Origin of the sequence: Aeromonas sp. R4-3, assembly GCF_040908275.1 — a bacterium.
GTDB classification, from domain to species: domain Bacteria; phylum Pseudomonadota; class Gammaproteobacteria; order Enterobacterales; family Aeromonadaceae; genus Aeromonas; species Aeromonas rivipollensis.
In genome coordinates this window covers 65,228-78,525 of the sequence record NZ_JBFODK010000028.1, presented here as the reverse complement: position 1 = coordinate 78,525, position 13,298 = coordinate 65,228, and the positions used below count along the sequence as shown (strand labels likewise).

At 61.6% G+C, this 13,298-nt stretch carries 14 protein-coding genes; 11 read left to right on the top strand and 3 right to left on the bottom strand.

Annotated elements, in window-relative coordinates; translation table 11 throughout:
• Positions 1-2 precede the first annotated feature (2 nt).
• The 4 genes from AB5Y91_RS08545 to AB5Y91_RS08530 all read left to right on the top strand — a co-directional run bounded on the left by AB5Y91_RS08545 (position 3) and on the right by AB5Y91_RS08530 (position 1,888).
• Positions 3-299: a DUF3301 domain-containing protein gene (locus AB5Y91_RS08545; RefSeq protein WP_025327929.1), complete on the top strand. Its 297-nt coding sequence runs from the start codon at positions 3-5 to the stop codon at positions 297-299.
• A gap of 66 nt (positions 300-365) precedes the next feature.
• Positions 366-602 (top strand): DUF2789 domain-containing protein, encoded by a 237-nt coding sequence (locus AB5Y91_RS08540; protein ID WP_025327930.1) that lies wholly within the window; start codon positions 366-368, stop codon positions 600-602.
• 194 nt (positions 603-796) lie between these two features.
• On the top strand, positions 797-1,093 hold the full coding sequence (locus tag AB5Y91_RS08535) for a hypothetical protein (protein WP_368169548.1): 297 nt from the start codon (positions 797-799) through the stop codon (positions 1,091-1,093).
• A 9-nt stretch (positions 1,094-1,102) separates the two neighbouring features.
• Positions 1,103-1,888 carry a Zn-ribbon-containing protein gene (locus tag AB5Y91_RS08530; protein ID WP_234677239.1) on the top strand — a complete coding sequence of 262 codons (786 nt, stop codon included), beginning with the start codon at positions 1,103-1,105 and terminating at the stop codon, positions 1,886-1,888.
• Between the two features lie 88 nt (positions 1,889-1,976).
• Here AB5Y91_RS08530 and syd read toward each other — a convergent pair whose 3' ends face one another.
• On the bottom strand, positions 1,977-2,525 hold the full coding sequence (syd, locus tag AB5Y91_RS08525; RefSeq protein WP_368169547.1) for a SecY-interacting protein: 549 nt from the start codon (positions 2,523-2,525) through the stop codon (positions 1,977-1,979).
• A gap of 105 nt (positions 2,526-2,630) precedes the next feature.
• Here syd and queF point away from each other — a divergent pair, with 105 nt between their 5' ends.
• The 7 genes from queF to AB5Y91_RS08490 all read left to right on the top strand — a co-directional run bounded on the left by queF (position 2,631) and on the right by AB5Y91_RS08490 (position 11,712).
• Complete coding sequence (gene queF, locus AB5Y91_RS08520) at positions 2,631-3,479, top strand: NADPH-dependent 7-cyano-7-deazaguanine reductase QueF (protein ID WP_368169546.1); 849 nt, start codon at positions 2,631-2,633, stop codon at positions 3,477-3,479.
• Between the two features lie 113 nt (positions 3,480-3,592).
• The gene (locus AB5Y91_RS08515) at positions 3,593-5,863 is read left to right on the top strand and encodes a hypothetical protein (protein WP_106886061.1); all 2,271 of its coding nucleotides are present in this window, start codon (positions 3,593-3,595) and stop codon (positions 5,861-5,863) included.
• A gap of 84 nt (positions 5,864-5,947) precedes the next feature.
• Positions 5,948-7,543, top strand: coding sequence for a diguanylate cyclase (locus AB5Y91_RS08510; RefSeq protein WP_368169545.1), 1,596 nt, complete (start codon positions 5,948-5,950; stop codon positions 7,541-7,543).
• 158 nt (positions 7,544-7,701) lie between these two features.
• Positions 7,702-9,057 (top strand): nucleotide 5'-monophosphate nucleosidase PpnN, encoded by a 1,356-nt coding sequence (gene ppnN / locus AB5Y91_RS08505; protein ID WP_106886059.1) that lies wholly within the window; start codon positions 7,702-7,704, stop codon positions 9,055-9,057.
• A gap of 132 nt (positions 9,058-9,189) precedes the next feature.
• Positions 9,190-9,999: a flap endonuclease Xni gene (xni, locus tag AB5Y91_RS08500; protein ID WP_368169544.1), complete on the top strand. Its 810-nt coding sequence runs from the start codon at positions 9,190-9,192 to the stop codon at positions 9,997-9,999.
• Positions 10,000-10,141: 142 nt separating this feature from the next.
• On the top strand, positions 10,142-11,149 hold the full coding sequence (locus tag AB5Y91_RS08495) for an isocitrate dehydrogenase (protein ID WP_025327939.1): 1,008 nt from the start codon (positions 10,142-10,144) through the stop codon (positions 11,147-11,149).
• Positions 11,150-11,268: 119 nt separating this feature from the next.
• Complete coding sequence (locus tag AB5Y91_RS08490; RefSeq protein ID WP_005330733.1) at positions 11,269-11,712, top strand: hypothetical protein; 444 nt, start codon at positions 11,269-11,271, stop codon at positions 11,710-11,712.
• A gap of 82 nt (positions 11,713-11,794) precedes the next feature.
• Here the strand turns inward: AB5Y91_RS08490 and rlmM are convergent, their stop codons facing one another.
• Together rlmM and AB5Y91_RS08480 are read right to left on the bottom strand one after the other, a co-directional pair.
• The gene (gene rlmM / locus AB5Y91_RS08485) at positions 11,795-12,889 is read right to left on the bottom strand and encodes a 23S rRNA (cytidine(2498)-2'-O)-methyltransferase RlmM (RefSeq protein WP_025327941.1); all 1,095 of its coding nucleotides are present in this window, start codon (positions 12,887-12,889) and stop codon (positions 11,795-11,797) included.
• Entirely contained in the window at positions 12,882-13,268 is a 387-nt protein-coding gene (locus tag AB5Y91_RS08480; protein WP_043130931.1) for a DUF423 domain-containing protein, read from the bottom strand. The genes rlmM and AB5Y91_RS08480 overlap by 8 nt, the downstream gene beginning before the upstream one ends.
• Positions 13,269-13,298: the final 30 nt, after the last annotated feature.

The window sequence follows — 13,298 nt, the reverse complement described above, 5'->3', positions numbered from 1 at the left end:
TGATGGGAGAAATGCTTGGAATCTTGCTGCTGGGAGCCATCGGCTGGGCCTTCTGGCAACAGCGCCGCCAGGCGGAGCTGGCCTGGCAATATATGCGGCGCTACTGCCAGCATCACGATCTGCAACTGCTGTCGCTGGCTCGCACCCATCGCGCCCTGGGGCACAAGCCACTGCGCCTGCTGACCTATTACCAGTTCGAGTTCTCAAGCGACGGGGAGAGTCATTACCAGGGTCAGCTCTGCATGCAGGGCTTGCATGTCGCCGGGGTCGAGCTGCCGCCCCATCGCCTCCCCTCCTAGCCCATAAGGGCAAGGCCGTGGCGGCTGGCTATAATTCTCGACAATCGCCCTTCAAGGAGACACGAGATGGAATTGCTGACCCATGACATGCCTGCCCTCTTCGCCCAGCTGGGTCTGGCCAATGACGAGATAAGCCTGCACCGCTTCATCCGCGAGCACCATCTGGACAATCAGACTCTGTTGCCAGAGGCCAGCTTCTGGAGCCCCTCCCAGGCCGTGTTCCTGCGCGACGCACTCTGGAACGACTCCGACTGGTCCGAAGCCATCGATCAACTGGACGTGATGCTGCGCCAGGCAAACTGAGCCGCCCGCGTCCCCCGCTTTCCCGAGGGCCGGGGTTTGAGCTCTGTGCCACTGATTCAGATCTCAATCGCCCTGGCTTCCCCCACCTCAACAAACTGAGCCTCCCCCCTTGGCGCCGCTTTCCTGATGGACAGGCTTTGATTAAGCTCTGTGCCACCATCCGCAAGCAGCAAGACAGCAGCGCAGGAGCCAAGATGTCAGCCCAAGAGATCATCCAGATAGCCAACGAACTGAGTGCCAGGGGGATCACCCCCTCCACCGCCATGGTCAAGGCTCGCCTCAGTCACCCCGTGCCCATGGCCGAACTGCTCAAGGTGTTGAGCCAATGGAAGCAACAGCCCCAGTCGGCAGACCCAGCCCCGGCCAGCGCACCCGCCGCTGCCGCCCCGGCCCAGGACATCGATTTGCAACAGCTGGGCGAGCAGCTCAATCGCCTCGAGCAGAAGGTCGATCGCCTGACCGCCCTGCTGCTCAAACAGCAGCCGGATTGATGCCTCCCCATGTATATCCTCGAACTCAACTTTGAATGTTACCGTGACACCTCCCTCGGCGAAGCCGAGCCGGCCATCGTCAACTACCTCGACATGCTGCGCTACCAGGGGCAGATCCTGGGACGGGAGTTTCCCACCAGCATGCAGGATGGTGGCTTCGTCAGCCGGGTGGTCTGCCCGGAGCAGGACAGCCTGCACCCGGACAACCAGAGCGAACAGGTCGCGCTGGCCGAACAGGGCCTGCACCAGGCGGGGCTGCTGGCCCCCAAGCCCCATCTGCTCGGCATGGATCTGCTCTCCGACAGTACGGATCCTTGCGGCCAGGAGGGCGAGCGGCCGAGCTGGATGCTGCTCTACACCAGCTTTGTGCACACTTGCTCCCCCCTGCGCTGCGGCGATCACTTCGCCCCCATTCCGCTCTACCGCCTACCCGCCATCGCCAATGGCGACCACAAGCAGATCATCAAGTGGCAGGAGGATTGGGAAGCCTGCGATCAGTTGCAGATGAACGGCTCCATCGCCGAGCACGCTGTGCTGCACGAAATCAGCGAGGTGGGCAGCCGCCTGCAGCGCCGGGGCAGCGATCTGGCCAGACGACTGGAGGGGCTCTGCGGGATCCCGACTTACTACTACCTCTATAGGGTCGGCGGCCTGAGCAAGGCGGCGGAGTTGGCACGACCCTGCCCAGGCTGTGGCGGCGACTGGGCACTGGCAGCGCCACTGCACGAGATCTTCGACTTCAAGTGCGATCCCTGCCGGCTGGTCTCCAACCTCTCCTGGGACTTCAAGGACTAACTCCTGCACCGTTCCCCCCATGAAAGAAGGGCCTTGCCATCTGGCAAGGCCCTTCTCGTTCATACAGGGCGAGAGAAAACGGGTCCGCTTATTGCGGCAAGGTTTCCAGCCGCGCGAGAAAATCGGGCAGGGAGGGGGCCAGCACCAGACGGCGACCGGAGTCCAGCCACTCCAGCCACACCTGGCCGCTCTCGTTATCGAGCGACACCAGCGTCATCTCGTTGCGGGTGGTGGCGATGAAGAGCGAAGGGGTGCGCTTCAACTTGCGCAGCATCAGCAGGTGACCGATGAGGTTCTCCTTGAGCAAGTCCAGATCGGCCTCGTTCCACGGCAGTATGAGTTCGATGCGCAGCCCCTTGTAGGAGCAGGGGAGCGGGCGGCTGAACCAGTGGCCAAACAGGGCAAGGGCACTCGGGTGCAGAGTCAGCTCCAGGGCATCGGCCATGGCCGCAAAGTCGGCGGGCACAGGGCGCCGGTGCGGACGCCAGGCCACCCGCCCCTCCCTGGGCTCATCCAGCTCGCAAGGGGAGCGCCAGTCGGCCTCCCACTCACACAGAGGCAGCCCTCGCCTGGCCTCGCCATCGCGCTGCCAGCGTAAAAAGAACTGCTCCAGGGCAGACAGGACTTGATCCGACATCGATATTCCCCACAATAGCGGCCTCTGATCGCCGCAAGAACCTGACCGAAAAATCCGGGCATTGCACCATCAAACCCTTTATCAGACAAGCGTGAGCATACAAGCATGAGCAAACAAGAGAGATACGCAGGCGCCAGCGCGTTGCAGGGCCTGAGCCTGGGGCAGCAGTCTGCCTACATCAGCCAGTACACCCCGTCCCTGCTGCAACCCGTGCCACGCAGTCTGAACCGCGACGATCTCGGCCTTGGCGAAATGCTGCCCTTCCAGGGCTGCGACGTCTGGACCCTGTATGAACTCTCCTGGCTCAACGCCAAGGGCAAGCCCGTGGTCGCGCTCGGCGAAGTGGCCGTGCCCGCCACCAGCCCAAACCTCATCGAATCCAAGTCGTTCAAGCTCTACCTCAACTCCTTCAACCAGACCCGTTGCGACTCGCTGGCGGCGGTGCAGGCACTGCTAGCCAAAGACCTGAGCGCCTGTGCCGGGGCGGAGGTGAGCGTCACCCTCTTCCCCCTCGATCAGGCCCCCCACCAGATAGCGCTGCTGCCGGGTGAATGCATCGACGAACAGGACATCGAGATCGACGGCTACGAGTTTGACCAGACCCTGCTGCAAGGGGCCGCAGAGGCGGACATAGTGGAAGAGACACTGCACAGCCATCTGCTCAAGTCCAACTGCCTGGTCACCAGCCAGCCGGACTGGGGATCCCTGGTGATCCACTACCGCGGCCCGCGCCTCAATCGGGAGAAGCTGCTGCGCTATCTCATCTCCTTCCGCCAGCACAACGAGTTCCACGAGCAGTGCATAGAGCGCATCTTCATCGATCTCAAGCACTTCTGCGCCCCGCAGCAGCTGACCGTCTATGCCCGCTACACCCGCCGCGGGGGCCTGGACATCAACCCCTTCCGCAGCGACTGGGAGCCGGTGCCCGCCAACCTGCGCCTCATCCGCCAGTAAACCCGGCGCCACAACCCGGGGAGCAGGCCCATCACCCATGTCATCAATGAACTCTGGACGGGCGGGGGTGGGCTTGGATAACATGCCTGCACCTCGGTGCCGTTCTTAATCCAATGAATCAACTGTTTTTTCTGGCAATGATGATGTCCTCCCTGTCGGCTCCGGATCTGGATCTGGCCAAGGAGCAGTTGTCTATCGATCTGCAGCAGGCACAGACCCTGGTGCTGACCGATCCCGCCAGATGTGTCCAGATTGCCACCTCCTTCCTCGAACGCACGGCCAATAACCCCAAGCAAATCATCAGCAACCGTCAGGAATACGGCTATCGGGAGCCGATCCTGAGCTATGGCACCGCGACCCAGACCACGGGTGCCTACCTGCTTCAGGGCGAGTGCCTGCAACAGCTGGGACAAAGCCAGCCGGCCCAGGACTCCTTCGACAAGGGCATCGCCATGGCCGAGAAGGAGCAGCAGTTCGAGCTGCAGGCCCATGGTCTCTACCTCAAGATCCGCAGCCGGGAGATGCAGGAGCATGCCCCTGGCGCCAGCACTATGGCGCTCGAACAGCTGGACAAGCTGCTGACCAACCCCGGCCTCAAAGAGAGTCAGCTGCAGGTCTACAGCCGCCTGCTGCACGTCAATGCCAGCATGGAGGGGCGGCAGTTCGATCTGGCCAAGCGCCAGCTGACAGAGGCGCGCCAATGGGCGGAACAGGCCAAGAACCCCCTGGCCAGGGCCTGGGTCAGCGCCGTGGGAGGGGATCTCTATCAGGCGCTCGGACAGCCCCAGCTCGCCCTCGGGGAGTATATCGACGCCCAGCAGCAGGCCAAGAATCTGCAGGATCCCCTCTTCCTCGGCCTGCTGTCGAACCAGATGATCAGCCTCTATCAGGCGGAGCAGGAGCCGCAAAAAGCGCTGCAGTATGCCAACGAGGCGGCCAACTACTTCCATGCCCTCGGTAACCCCTCCCTGCTGAGCGACGCCCTGATAGTGCTCGCCCGGCTCAACCGGGATCAGGGGGAGATGAACATGGCGCTGGTCTACTTCTTCAACGCCCTGGATCTGCTGGGCGAGAACAACAACCGCACCCGCATCGCCCACCTCAAGTTCGAGATAGGCAAGACCTATCTGCAGACCGGCAACCTGACCCTGGCCCGCAACTACCTCAATGCGGCGCGCCAGTCCCACGAGCTGGGGGACGACAAGGAGTCGCTGATCGACACCCTGTTGCTGCTGGGAGAGCTGCACCTCAAGCAGCAGGAGGCGGGCATCGCCATCCTGCAGCTGGAGAATGCCCTGACCCTGGCCAACCGGATTGGCGACATCCGCCGCCAGTTTGAAATCTTCCGGCTGCTCGCCATCGCCTACGAGCAGAAGGGCTACCTCCAGCAGGCCCTCGAGAGCTACAAGAATTATCACCAGCGCAGCGAGCTGGTCCGCCAGCAGCAGCTCGATCTGGAGCAGGAGGCGGTCCGCGACAACTACGCCCAGGTGGAGCGGGTCCAGCAGGTCAAGGAACTGGAGCAGCGCCTCGACCAGAGCCAGCATCAGCAGGAGCGCTATCTCTGGACCAGCGTCAGCACTGGCCTGCTGCTGGTCCTGTTCATCTACCTCTTCTTCACCCTCTGGCTCAAGCTGCGGGTCGCCCGCCTCAATGCCAGACAGCTGGGCGAAGCCCTGCTCATCGAGCCGCGCAGCGGCCTTGCCAACTGGCAGCGACTGATGAGCCGCTGGCCTCGCGAGATGGCCAAGCGCCAGCAAAAATCCGATCGCTGGTACCTGAGCGAGCGCCCCACCAGCGAGTTTGACGACAAGCTCCACTACCTGCTGTTCCGGGTGCCCTTCCTGGTCAACAGCCTGGAGCAGCATGGATATCAGGTCAGCCGCGAGATTGAGCAGGCCTTCGGCCGCTACGTCAATCAGCTGACCCCCCAGGATGGCCGCATCTACGACCTGCGCGAGGGACACCTGCTCTATGTGGTGCCCCAGCGTCACGTGGCCCAGCTGCACCAGCTGGCACAGGAGCTGCTGGAGACCCTGGCCGCCTTCCCCTGCGAATACCCGCTGGACAGGCACATCAGCCTCGGCATCGTCAGCCATCCCTTCCTGCCCAAGGCGGCCATGGCCCTCGATCATCACGGCCTGTTCGACCTCTGTTATCTGGCGCTCTCGGGGGCCATGCAACTCAGTGACAAATACCAGCAGAGCGTCTGGCTGGAGCTGGCGGCCATCGATTGCCAACAGGCCGCATTTTTTAATGGCGATGTGTGGCAATGCTGCTTGATGGCAATTGACAAGGGACTGGTAAAAGTAAATTCTTCTCATGAAAAGCAATGGGTTAATTGGCTTTTGCTTTCACGGACGAAAGTGCCGGATAACCCATAACAAAAGGTACTCAACGGGGTCTTTCATTGGCTTACTGTTGCTGGACGACACAAAAACGATAATGACAACAGGGCGACCTGCACAATGAATGATATCGCTGCCGTAACAGGACAACTGGCAAGACTCAGGGAATCCCTTCAGCAAAAACAGCAGGAGCTCGATGGCATGGCCACGTTCTCCGATGCCGAACGCACCCGCAGCATCCAGTTTATCGGCAAGCTGATGCAGGCCTGCCGTGGTCACGATCGTGAACTGGACAGCCGGCTCGCCAAGCTCAAGCAGAAGCTCGATGGCAATCCTCCCCTCTCCTCGCTCGACGCCGATCTCGCCGTCATCGAGAAGCTGTTGCAGCAACATGGCCACGCCATGGAGGAGTCCATCAGTCTGACCCGGGCCGCCATCGAACTCGGCAGCAAGCAGCTCAAGTCATTGAAGGGCTTCCCGGAAGATACTCGTCGCTCCCTCAAGGAGTTTCTCGCGAGCCCCGAGGGCTATGGCATAGGCGATCACCAGAAGAAGGTGATCCGCTTGCTGGAGTTCTACCAGCAGGCCATCAAGATCCAGCTGCTGCCACGCCAGCCGCTGCTCGCCCCCGAGATGGCCACCGAGCTCTCCAACCCGGCGCCCACCGACTCCTTCGATATCAAGGCCCACGCCCAGATCTCCGATGAGCTGCAGCGGCTCATCACAGAGCTCGACTTTGCCGGCGCCGTGGGGGAGAGCCTGGCGGACATCCGCCGCCAACTGCTGGGAGGGATCACTCCACCCCTGCTGGCGGAGATCTGCCTGCAGATCATCGAGCTCATCATTGAGGGGACCCGGGAAGAGCGTAAATCCTCCCAGGCCTTCCTCAGCTCCCTCAACGAGAGCCTCTCAGCGGTACATTTCAACTTTACCGAATCCCTGGACGAGGGGCGGGCGCTGCAAAATGCCACCCACCTCAGCGGCCAGGCGCTGGAGCGGGAACTCGCGGCCATCGATCACACCATGGCGACCCACAACTCCCCGCTGTCTCTCAAGGGAGCCATCTCCAGCCACCTGGATACCATACGCCGCCTGCAGCAGGAGCGGGAGGCCATGGCCAGCCGCGAGCGTCACCTGCTCACTCACCTCTCCAACATGGAAGCCAAGCTGCGACTGATGAAGGAGGAGACGGCCGAGTACAAGAAACGGCTCACCATCCAGAAGCACAAGCTGTTCCTCGACAGCCTGACCCAGGTGCACAACAGGGCGGCCCTCGACGAGCGGCTCGAGCTCGAGTACAAGCGCTGGCTGCGCTATGGCACCCCCCTGTGTCTGGCGATTATCGACATCGACCACTTCAAGAACATCAATGACAACTACGGCCACATGGCCGGTGACAAGGCATTGAAAGTGGTCGCCAAGGCCCTGCAAAACGCCTTGCGTGACACCGATTTCATCGCCCGCTTCGGGGGAGAAGAGTTCGTGGTGCTGCTGCCGAACATCAATCCGGACAAGTACCAGAAACCCCTGGAGAACCTGCGCCAGACGGTCAAGAGCATCCCGTTCCGGTTCAGGGATGCCAGAGTCGAGATAACCATCTCCATCGGCGCCACCCTGTTTCGCGAAGGGGACCACACCACGGACGCATTCGAGCGCGCCGACAAGGCACTCTACAGCTCCAAGAATCTGGGCCGGGATCAGGTCAATCTGGCCTGAACCCGGGTTGAACTGCGGCTAAAAAACAGGCAAACGCACCGCCCCCCTATTCCCCTGCCCCACCCCTTGCCTCTACTATCGAAATCGAGGGATGCCATGGCATCCCGTTTTCTCCCCAGGGAAAGCACAACGATAACAAGCGAGTGAAAGGGGAAATTATGATTACACACATCAATCCCGTGGGCAGCATGGACCTGCTGTCCCAACTTGAGGTGGATCGCCTCAAGCAGACCGCCTCCAGCGATATCTATCAACTGTTTCGCAACTGCTCGCTGGCGGTGCTCAACTCCGGCAGCCACACCGACAGCTCCAAAGAGATACTGGAGCGCTTCAAGTCCTTCGATATTCATGTGATCCGGCGCGAGCGCGGGGTCAAACTCGAGCTGTTCAATGCCCCCGAGCACGCCTTCGTCGATGGCGAGATCATCCGCGGCATCCAGGAGCACCTGTTCTCCGTGCTGCGCGACATCCTCTATGTCTCGACCCAGCTGGAGTCCAATCGCCTGGTCAACCTCACCAGCTCCACCCATATATCCAACGTGGTGTTCGCCATACTGCGCAACGCCAAGGCGATCCTGCCCGGCGCCGATCCCAACCTGGTGGTCTGCTGGGGCGGTCACTCCATCAACGAGGTGGAGTACCAGTACACCCGCGCCGTGGGCAGCGAGCTGGGTCTGCGGGAGCTCAACATCTGCACCGGCTGCGGCCCGGGTGCCATGGAAGGCCCCATGAAGGGGGCCGCCGTCGGCCACGCCAAGCAGCGGGTGCGCAACGGCCGCTACATAGGTCTCACCGAGCCCTCCATCATCGCCGCCGAACCGCCAAACCCCATTGTCAACGAGCTGGTGATACTGCCGGACATCGAGAAGCGGCTGGAGGCCTTCGTGCGCCTGGGCCACGGCATCATCATCTTCCCGGGCGGGGTCGGCACCGCCGAGGAGCTGCTCTATCTGCTCGGCATCATGATGCACCCGGCCAACGAGCGGCAGCCCATGCCCATCATACTGACCGGGCCGAAGGAGAGCGCCGACTACTTCCGCGCCATCGACGACTTCGTCAAGGCTACCCTGGGTGAGCCGGCCACCAGCCTCTACCGCATCATCGTCGGGGATGCCCCGGAAGTGGCGCGGGTGATGAAGGAGGCGATGCCGAAGATCCGCGAATACCGCAAGTCGGTGGGCGATGCCTACTCCTTCAACTGGTCCTTGCGCATAGAGCCGGAGTTCCAGCTGCCGTTCGAGCCGGATCACGCCAGCATGGCGAGCCTGGATCTGCACCGCAACCAGCCGCCCCAACTGCTGGCGGCCAACCTGAGGCGCGCCTTCTCCGGCATAGTGGCGGGCAACGTCAAGGAAGGGGGCATTCGCGCCATCGAGAAGAAGGGCCCCTTCAAGCTGCACGGCGACAAGGAGCTGATGCACCTGATGGACAGGCTGCTGGAGAGCTTCGTCAGGCAGCAGCGGATGAAGCTGCCTGGCAGCCAGTACATTCCCTGCTACGAAATCGTGAAATAAGGGCGCAGCGCCCATGATGACAGGAGGGGCCCCAGGCCCCTCCTTCACTTCCCGGCCCTGGCGTCCGGGGTTAGCACGGCGCCCATCCCTTGTTACAATGGGCCGTCCCGACCGCCAAGAGTGCTCCCTGCCATGCCACACCCCAGGCCACACCTGCTCATCATCGATGCCCTCAACCTCATCCGCCGACTGCACGCGGTGCAAGCCCAGCAGGCGCTGACCCCGGCCCAGGCCCTGATCGCCACCCGCGCCAACCTCATCAACACCTGCAAGAAACTGCTGGCCGGCAGCGAACCGACCCACGCCATCGCCGTGTTTGACGGCGAGGTGCACAGCTGGCGCAAGGAGATCTATCCGGCCTACAAGGAGGGACGCACTCCCATGCCACAGGAGCTGAGGGAGGGACTGGCCGACTTGCAGGACGCCTTCTGGGAGTGCGGTGTGGATGCCCTGCTCTCCCAGACCGACGAGGCGGACGATCTTATCGCCACGTTAGCCAGTGGAATTGCCCAGCACGGCGCCAGGGCCACCATCATCTCCACCGACAAGGGCTTCTGCCAGCTCATCTGCCCGCAGATCCGGGTCCGCGACTACTTCAACAAGCGCTGGCTGGATGAGGCCTTCATCCAGCAGCAATATGGCGTCGTCCCGGCGCAGCTGGTGGACTTCTGGGCCCTGACCGGCATCGGCGGCTCCAACATCAAGGGAGTGCCGGGCATAGGGCCAAAGACGGCGACCCAGCTGCTGCAACAATATGGCGATCTGGCCGCCATGCTGGACGCCTGCCAGCAGGAAGACGCGGGCAAGCCTCTGCTCAAGTTGCGCCAGCACAAGGAGGAGGCCCTGCTGGCCCAGCGGCTGGTGCGGCTGCAGCAAGACATCCCCTTAGGCTTCAACCTGAGAGAGATACGCTACCCGCCCGAGCCCGACTCTGGGGCGTGATCCCCGGCACACTATTCCCCGAAACAGGCCATACCTGTTGACATAAATGGGAAAAATGTAAAGAAACATGGAGGAAGTGGTGCAAAAATGGTATAAAACCGCCGAATCCTCCCCCTCTGTTCCCTAGAAGTGGATACGTCTCATGTCAAAAAGAAAAATTACCGTCATTCCGGGCGACGGCATAGGCCCCAGCATCATCGAATCCGCCATCCAGATCCTGACACACGCCGGCTGTGATTTTGACTATGACTATGCCGATGCCGGTCTGGTCGCGCTGGAGAAGCACGGTGAGCTGCTGCCCCAGTCCACCCTCGATTTGATTGAGAAGAACAAGGTCAGCCTGAAGGGCCCCCTCACCACCCCGGTCGGCGGCGGCTTCACCTCCATCAACGTCTCCCTGCGCAAGAAGTTCAACCTCTACGCCAACGTGCGCCCGGTGATCTCCTTCAAAGGCACCAGGAGCCGTTACGACAACATCGACATCATCACTGTGCGTGAAAACACCGAGGGCATGTACTCGGGCGCCGGCCAGAAGCGCAGCGATGACAACCAGAGCGCCGAGGCGATGAGCATCATCACCCGCGACGGGGCTGAACGCATCGTCACCTTCGCCTTCGAGCTGGCGCGCCAGGAAGGGCGCAAGAAGGTCACCATCATCCACAAGGCCAACATCCTCAAGTCCACCTCTGGCTTGTTCCTGGAAGTGGCGCGCGAGGTGGCCGCCCGCTATCCGGATATCCAGAACGAAGAGATGATAGTCGACGCCGCCTGCATGAATCTGGTGATGTACCCGGAGCGGTTCGATGTCATGGTCACCACCAACCTGTTCGGCGACATCCTCTCGGATCTCTGCGCCGGTCTGGTGGGGGGCCTGGGGATGGCCCCTGGTGCCAACATAGGTGAGGGCGCCGCCATCTTCGAAGCGGTGCACGGCTCGGCGCCGGACATCGCCGGCAAGAACATCGCCAACCCGACCTCGGTGATCCTCGCCTCCATCCAGATGCTGGAATACCTGGGCATGCAGGACAAGGCCGAGCGCATCCGCGAGGCAGTACGGGCGACCATCGAGTCCGGCGATCGGGTGACCCGGGATCTGGGGGGCACGGCCTCCACCAGCGAATTCACCCAGGCCATCATAGACCGTCTATAAATCATATCTAACTGATTGATTTAAAAAGGGAGCTTCGGCTCCCTTCGTTTTATACCGGATCCCCCTATCTCCCTCGTCAGATGAATACTATGTTCATATGAGGGATAAGGAGATCCATCATGCGTGCTACTTTCATCGTGCTGATCTTCAGCAGCAGTACCATGGCATTAGACAGGCCCATCGACAACGCCTGGTTGACACCGCCCCCTCAGTACGAGCCGCCGGCCAAGCAGACCTGGCAGTCCAATATCGATACCAACGACCTGCTCAAGAGCCCCAAGCCGCTCTCCCTCGGCGTGGATATCATGACCGACAGCAACGGCACCCAGCGGGTCACCCCCTACCAGAAACTGAACCTGACGGCCGAGAAGAGCGTGAGCCTCTCGTTCGAAAAGCACAAACCGAGGATCAAGTTCAACGCCGGTGGCATCCATACCTCGGTCAAGCTCAGGGGGGACGGCGTCAAGATGCAGTTCAACCCCACCGACAAGACAATTCCGCTCCAGATCGAGCTCAAGATCACCGATGACGAGTCCATGATGCGCTTCGACTACCGCTTCTGATGGCGCCAGAAAGCAAAAAACCGGACGGGGTCAGCCGTCCGGTTTTTATTTGGCGTCACACCGGGTGACGCAGGGGCCCTGCTCAGGACTTGGGTTCGAGCTTGGAGACCCAGAACTTGTTGTAGACGTGCACGGTGATCTCTTCGCGATCGTGGTAGAGCTGCTTGGCCTGGATCACGAACGCATTGTCGATCTCCTTGAGCATCTCCCGCAGCACCTCTATGTTGTGCACCGCCTCGGCATAGCGCTTCTTCATCGGCAGCTTGAGGTTGAACATGGCCTCCTGGCAGTCGTTCTCACGGAACCAGTCGGCAATCATGTGGACCACCCGCGCCGGCTTGTCCACCATGTCGCACACCAGCCAGTAGGTGTTCTTCTTGCCTGGCCGCCAGACGAAGCCGTCGTCGCGAATGTGCTTGACCTGGCCGGTATCCATCAGGGACTGGGCCATGGAGCCGTTGTCCACCGCGGTCACCATCATGCCACGACGCACCAGCTGATAGGTCCAGCCGCCCGGGCAGGCGCCCAGATCCACGGCCTTCATGCCGGAGGTGAGGCGCAGCTCCCACTCTTCCCGCGGCACGAACACATAGAAGGCCTCTTCCAACTTGAGGCTGGAGCGACTCGGGGCATCCGGCGGGCAGCGCAGGCGCGGAATGCCCATGTGGAACTCGGAGTTGTTGAAGGAGTAGGAGTACCCCAGCAACAGGTGATCATTGGCCATGAAGAAGGCGTGGAACACCGGACGGTGCGGCGTCTCCTTCTTGGTCAGGATCTCGTTGCCGCGCAGCGCCTGGCGCAGCGGCACCGTGAACTTGCGGCAGAAGGCAGAGAGCTCCTTCGCCTCGTTGGTGTCGGCCGTCTCCACCCGCAGATCGCCACAGATGGCATAGTCACGGGTCGCCTCTATGATGGGGGAAACCCGATCGGAGAGGTCCAGATCCTTCAGCTCATGGGTCACCACCAGCATCTGTCGGATGAAGATGAGCTCACGGAACGGCAGCTTGCGGGCCAGCAGATCGGCCTGCTCCTCGTCATACAGTTCGAAAATCACGTAACCGCTGTCGTCCTTGACCCGGGCGAAGCCGTAGCACTGCATGTTGCTGGCTCGTTCGGTGATCTCTGCCGCCGCCTCTTTCTCAAAACCCGGGCGGCAATAAAGCAGCAGATTATTCATTTTTTCCTCCAAGACGACAGCCGGCCCATATCAGAGCCGCCCATCCCAACATAAAACAGAGGCCACCGGCCGGGGTGATGAGCCCCAGCCCCTTGCTGCCAAGCAGCACCATGGCGTAAATACTGCCGGAGAATCCCAGGATCCCCAGCACAAAGGCGGTGCCCGCGAAGGTAATCACCTTGCTGCGCACGCCGCACCACCCCAGCACCAGCAGGGCCAGGGCGTGAAAAAACTGATACTGCACCGCTGTGTTGAACGCCGCCAGCAGTGAAGGGGCTATGCCTGTCGCCGCCAACCCGTGAGCCCCATAGGCTCCCAGCATGGTGGCCGTCAGGCCGAAACAACCCGCCAGCACCAGCCAATGTCGATGGACTTGCATCCTCTCTCCTCGTTCTCTGCGCGCGGCCAT

Bases quoted from the DNA above. Each gene is read 5' to 3' on its own strand.
- AB5Y91_RS08545 (WP_025327929.1), top strand. From the start codon at position 3: ATGGGAGAAATGCTTGGAATCTTGCTGCTGGGAGCCATCGGCTGGGCC.
- AB5Y91_RS08540 (WP_025327930.1), top strand. From the start codon at position 366: ATGGAATTGCTGACCCATGACATGCCTGCCCTCTTCGCCCAGCTGGGT.
- AB5Y91_RS08535 (WP_368169548.1), top strand. From the start codon at position 797: ATGTCAGCCCAAGAGATCATCCAGATAGCCAACGAACTGAGTGCCAGG.
- AB5Y91_RS08530 (WP_234677239.1), top strand. From the start codon at position 1,103: ATGTATATCCTCGAACTCAACTTTGAATGTTACCGTGACACCTCCCTC.
- syd (WP_368169547.1), bottom strand. From the start codon at position 2,525: ATGTCGGATCAAGTCCTGTCTGCCCTGGAGCAGTTCTTTTTACGCTGG.
- queF (WP_368169546.1), top strand. From the start codon at position 2,631: ATGAGCAAACAAGAGAGATACGCAGGCGCCAGCGCGTTGCAGGGCCTG.
- AB5Y91_RS08515 (WP_106886061.1), top strand. From the start codon at position 3,593: ATGAATCAACTGTTTTTTCTGGCAATGATGATGTCCTCCCTGTCGGCT.
- AB5Y91_RS08510 (WP_368169545.1), top strand. From the start codon at position 5,948: ATGAATGATATCGCTGCCGTAACAGGACAACTGGCAAGACTCAGGGAA.
- ppnN (WP_106886059.1), top strand. From the start codon at position 7,702: ATGATTACACACATCAATCCCGTGGGCAGCATGGACCTGCTGTCCCAA.
- xni (WP_368169544.1), top strand. From the start codon at position 9,190: ATGCCACACCCCAGGCCACACCTGCTCATCATCGATGCCCTCAACCTC.
- AB5Y91_RS08495 (WP_025327939.1), top strand. From the start codon at position 10,142: ATGTCAAAAAGAAAAATTACCGTCATTCCGGGCGACGGCATAGGCCCC.
- AB5Y91_RS08490 (WP_005330733.1), top strand. From the start codon at position 11,269: ATGCGTGCTACTTTCATCGTGCTGATCTTCAGCAGCAGTACCATGGCA.
- rlmM (WP_025327941.1), bottom strand. From the start codon at position 12,889: ATGAATAATCTGCTGCTTTATTGCCGCCCGGGTTTTGAGAAAGAGGCG.
- AB5Y91_RS08480 (WP_043130931.1), bottom strand. From the start codon at position 13,268: ATGCAAGTCCATCGACATTGGCTGGTGCTGGCGGGTTGTTTCGGCCTG.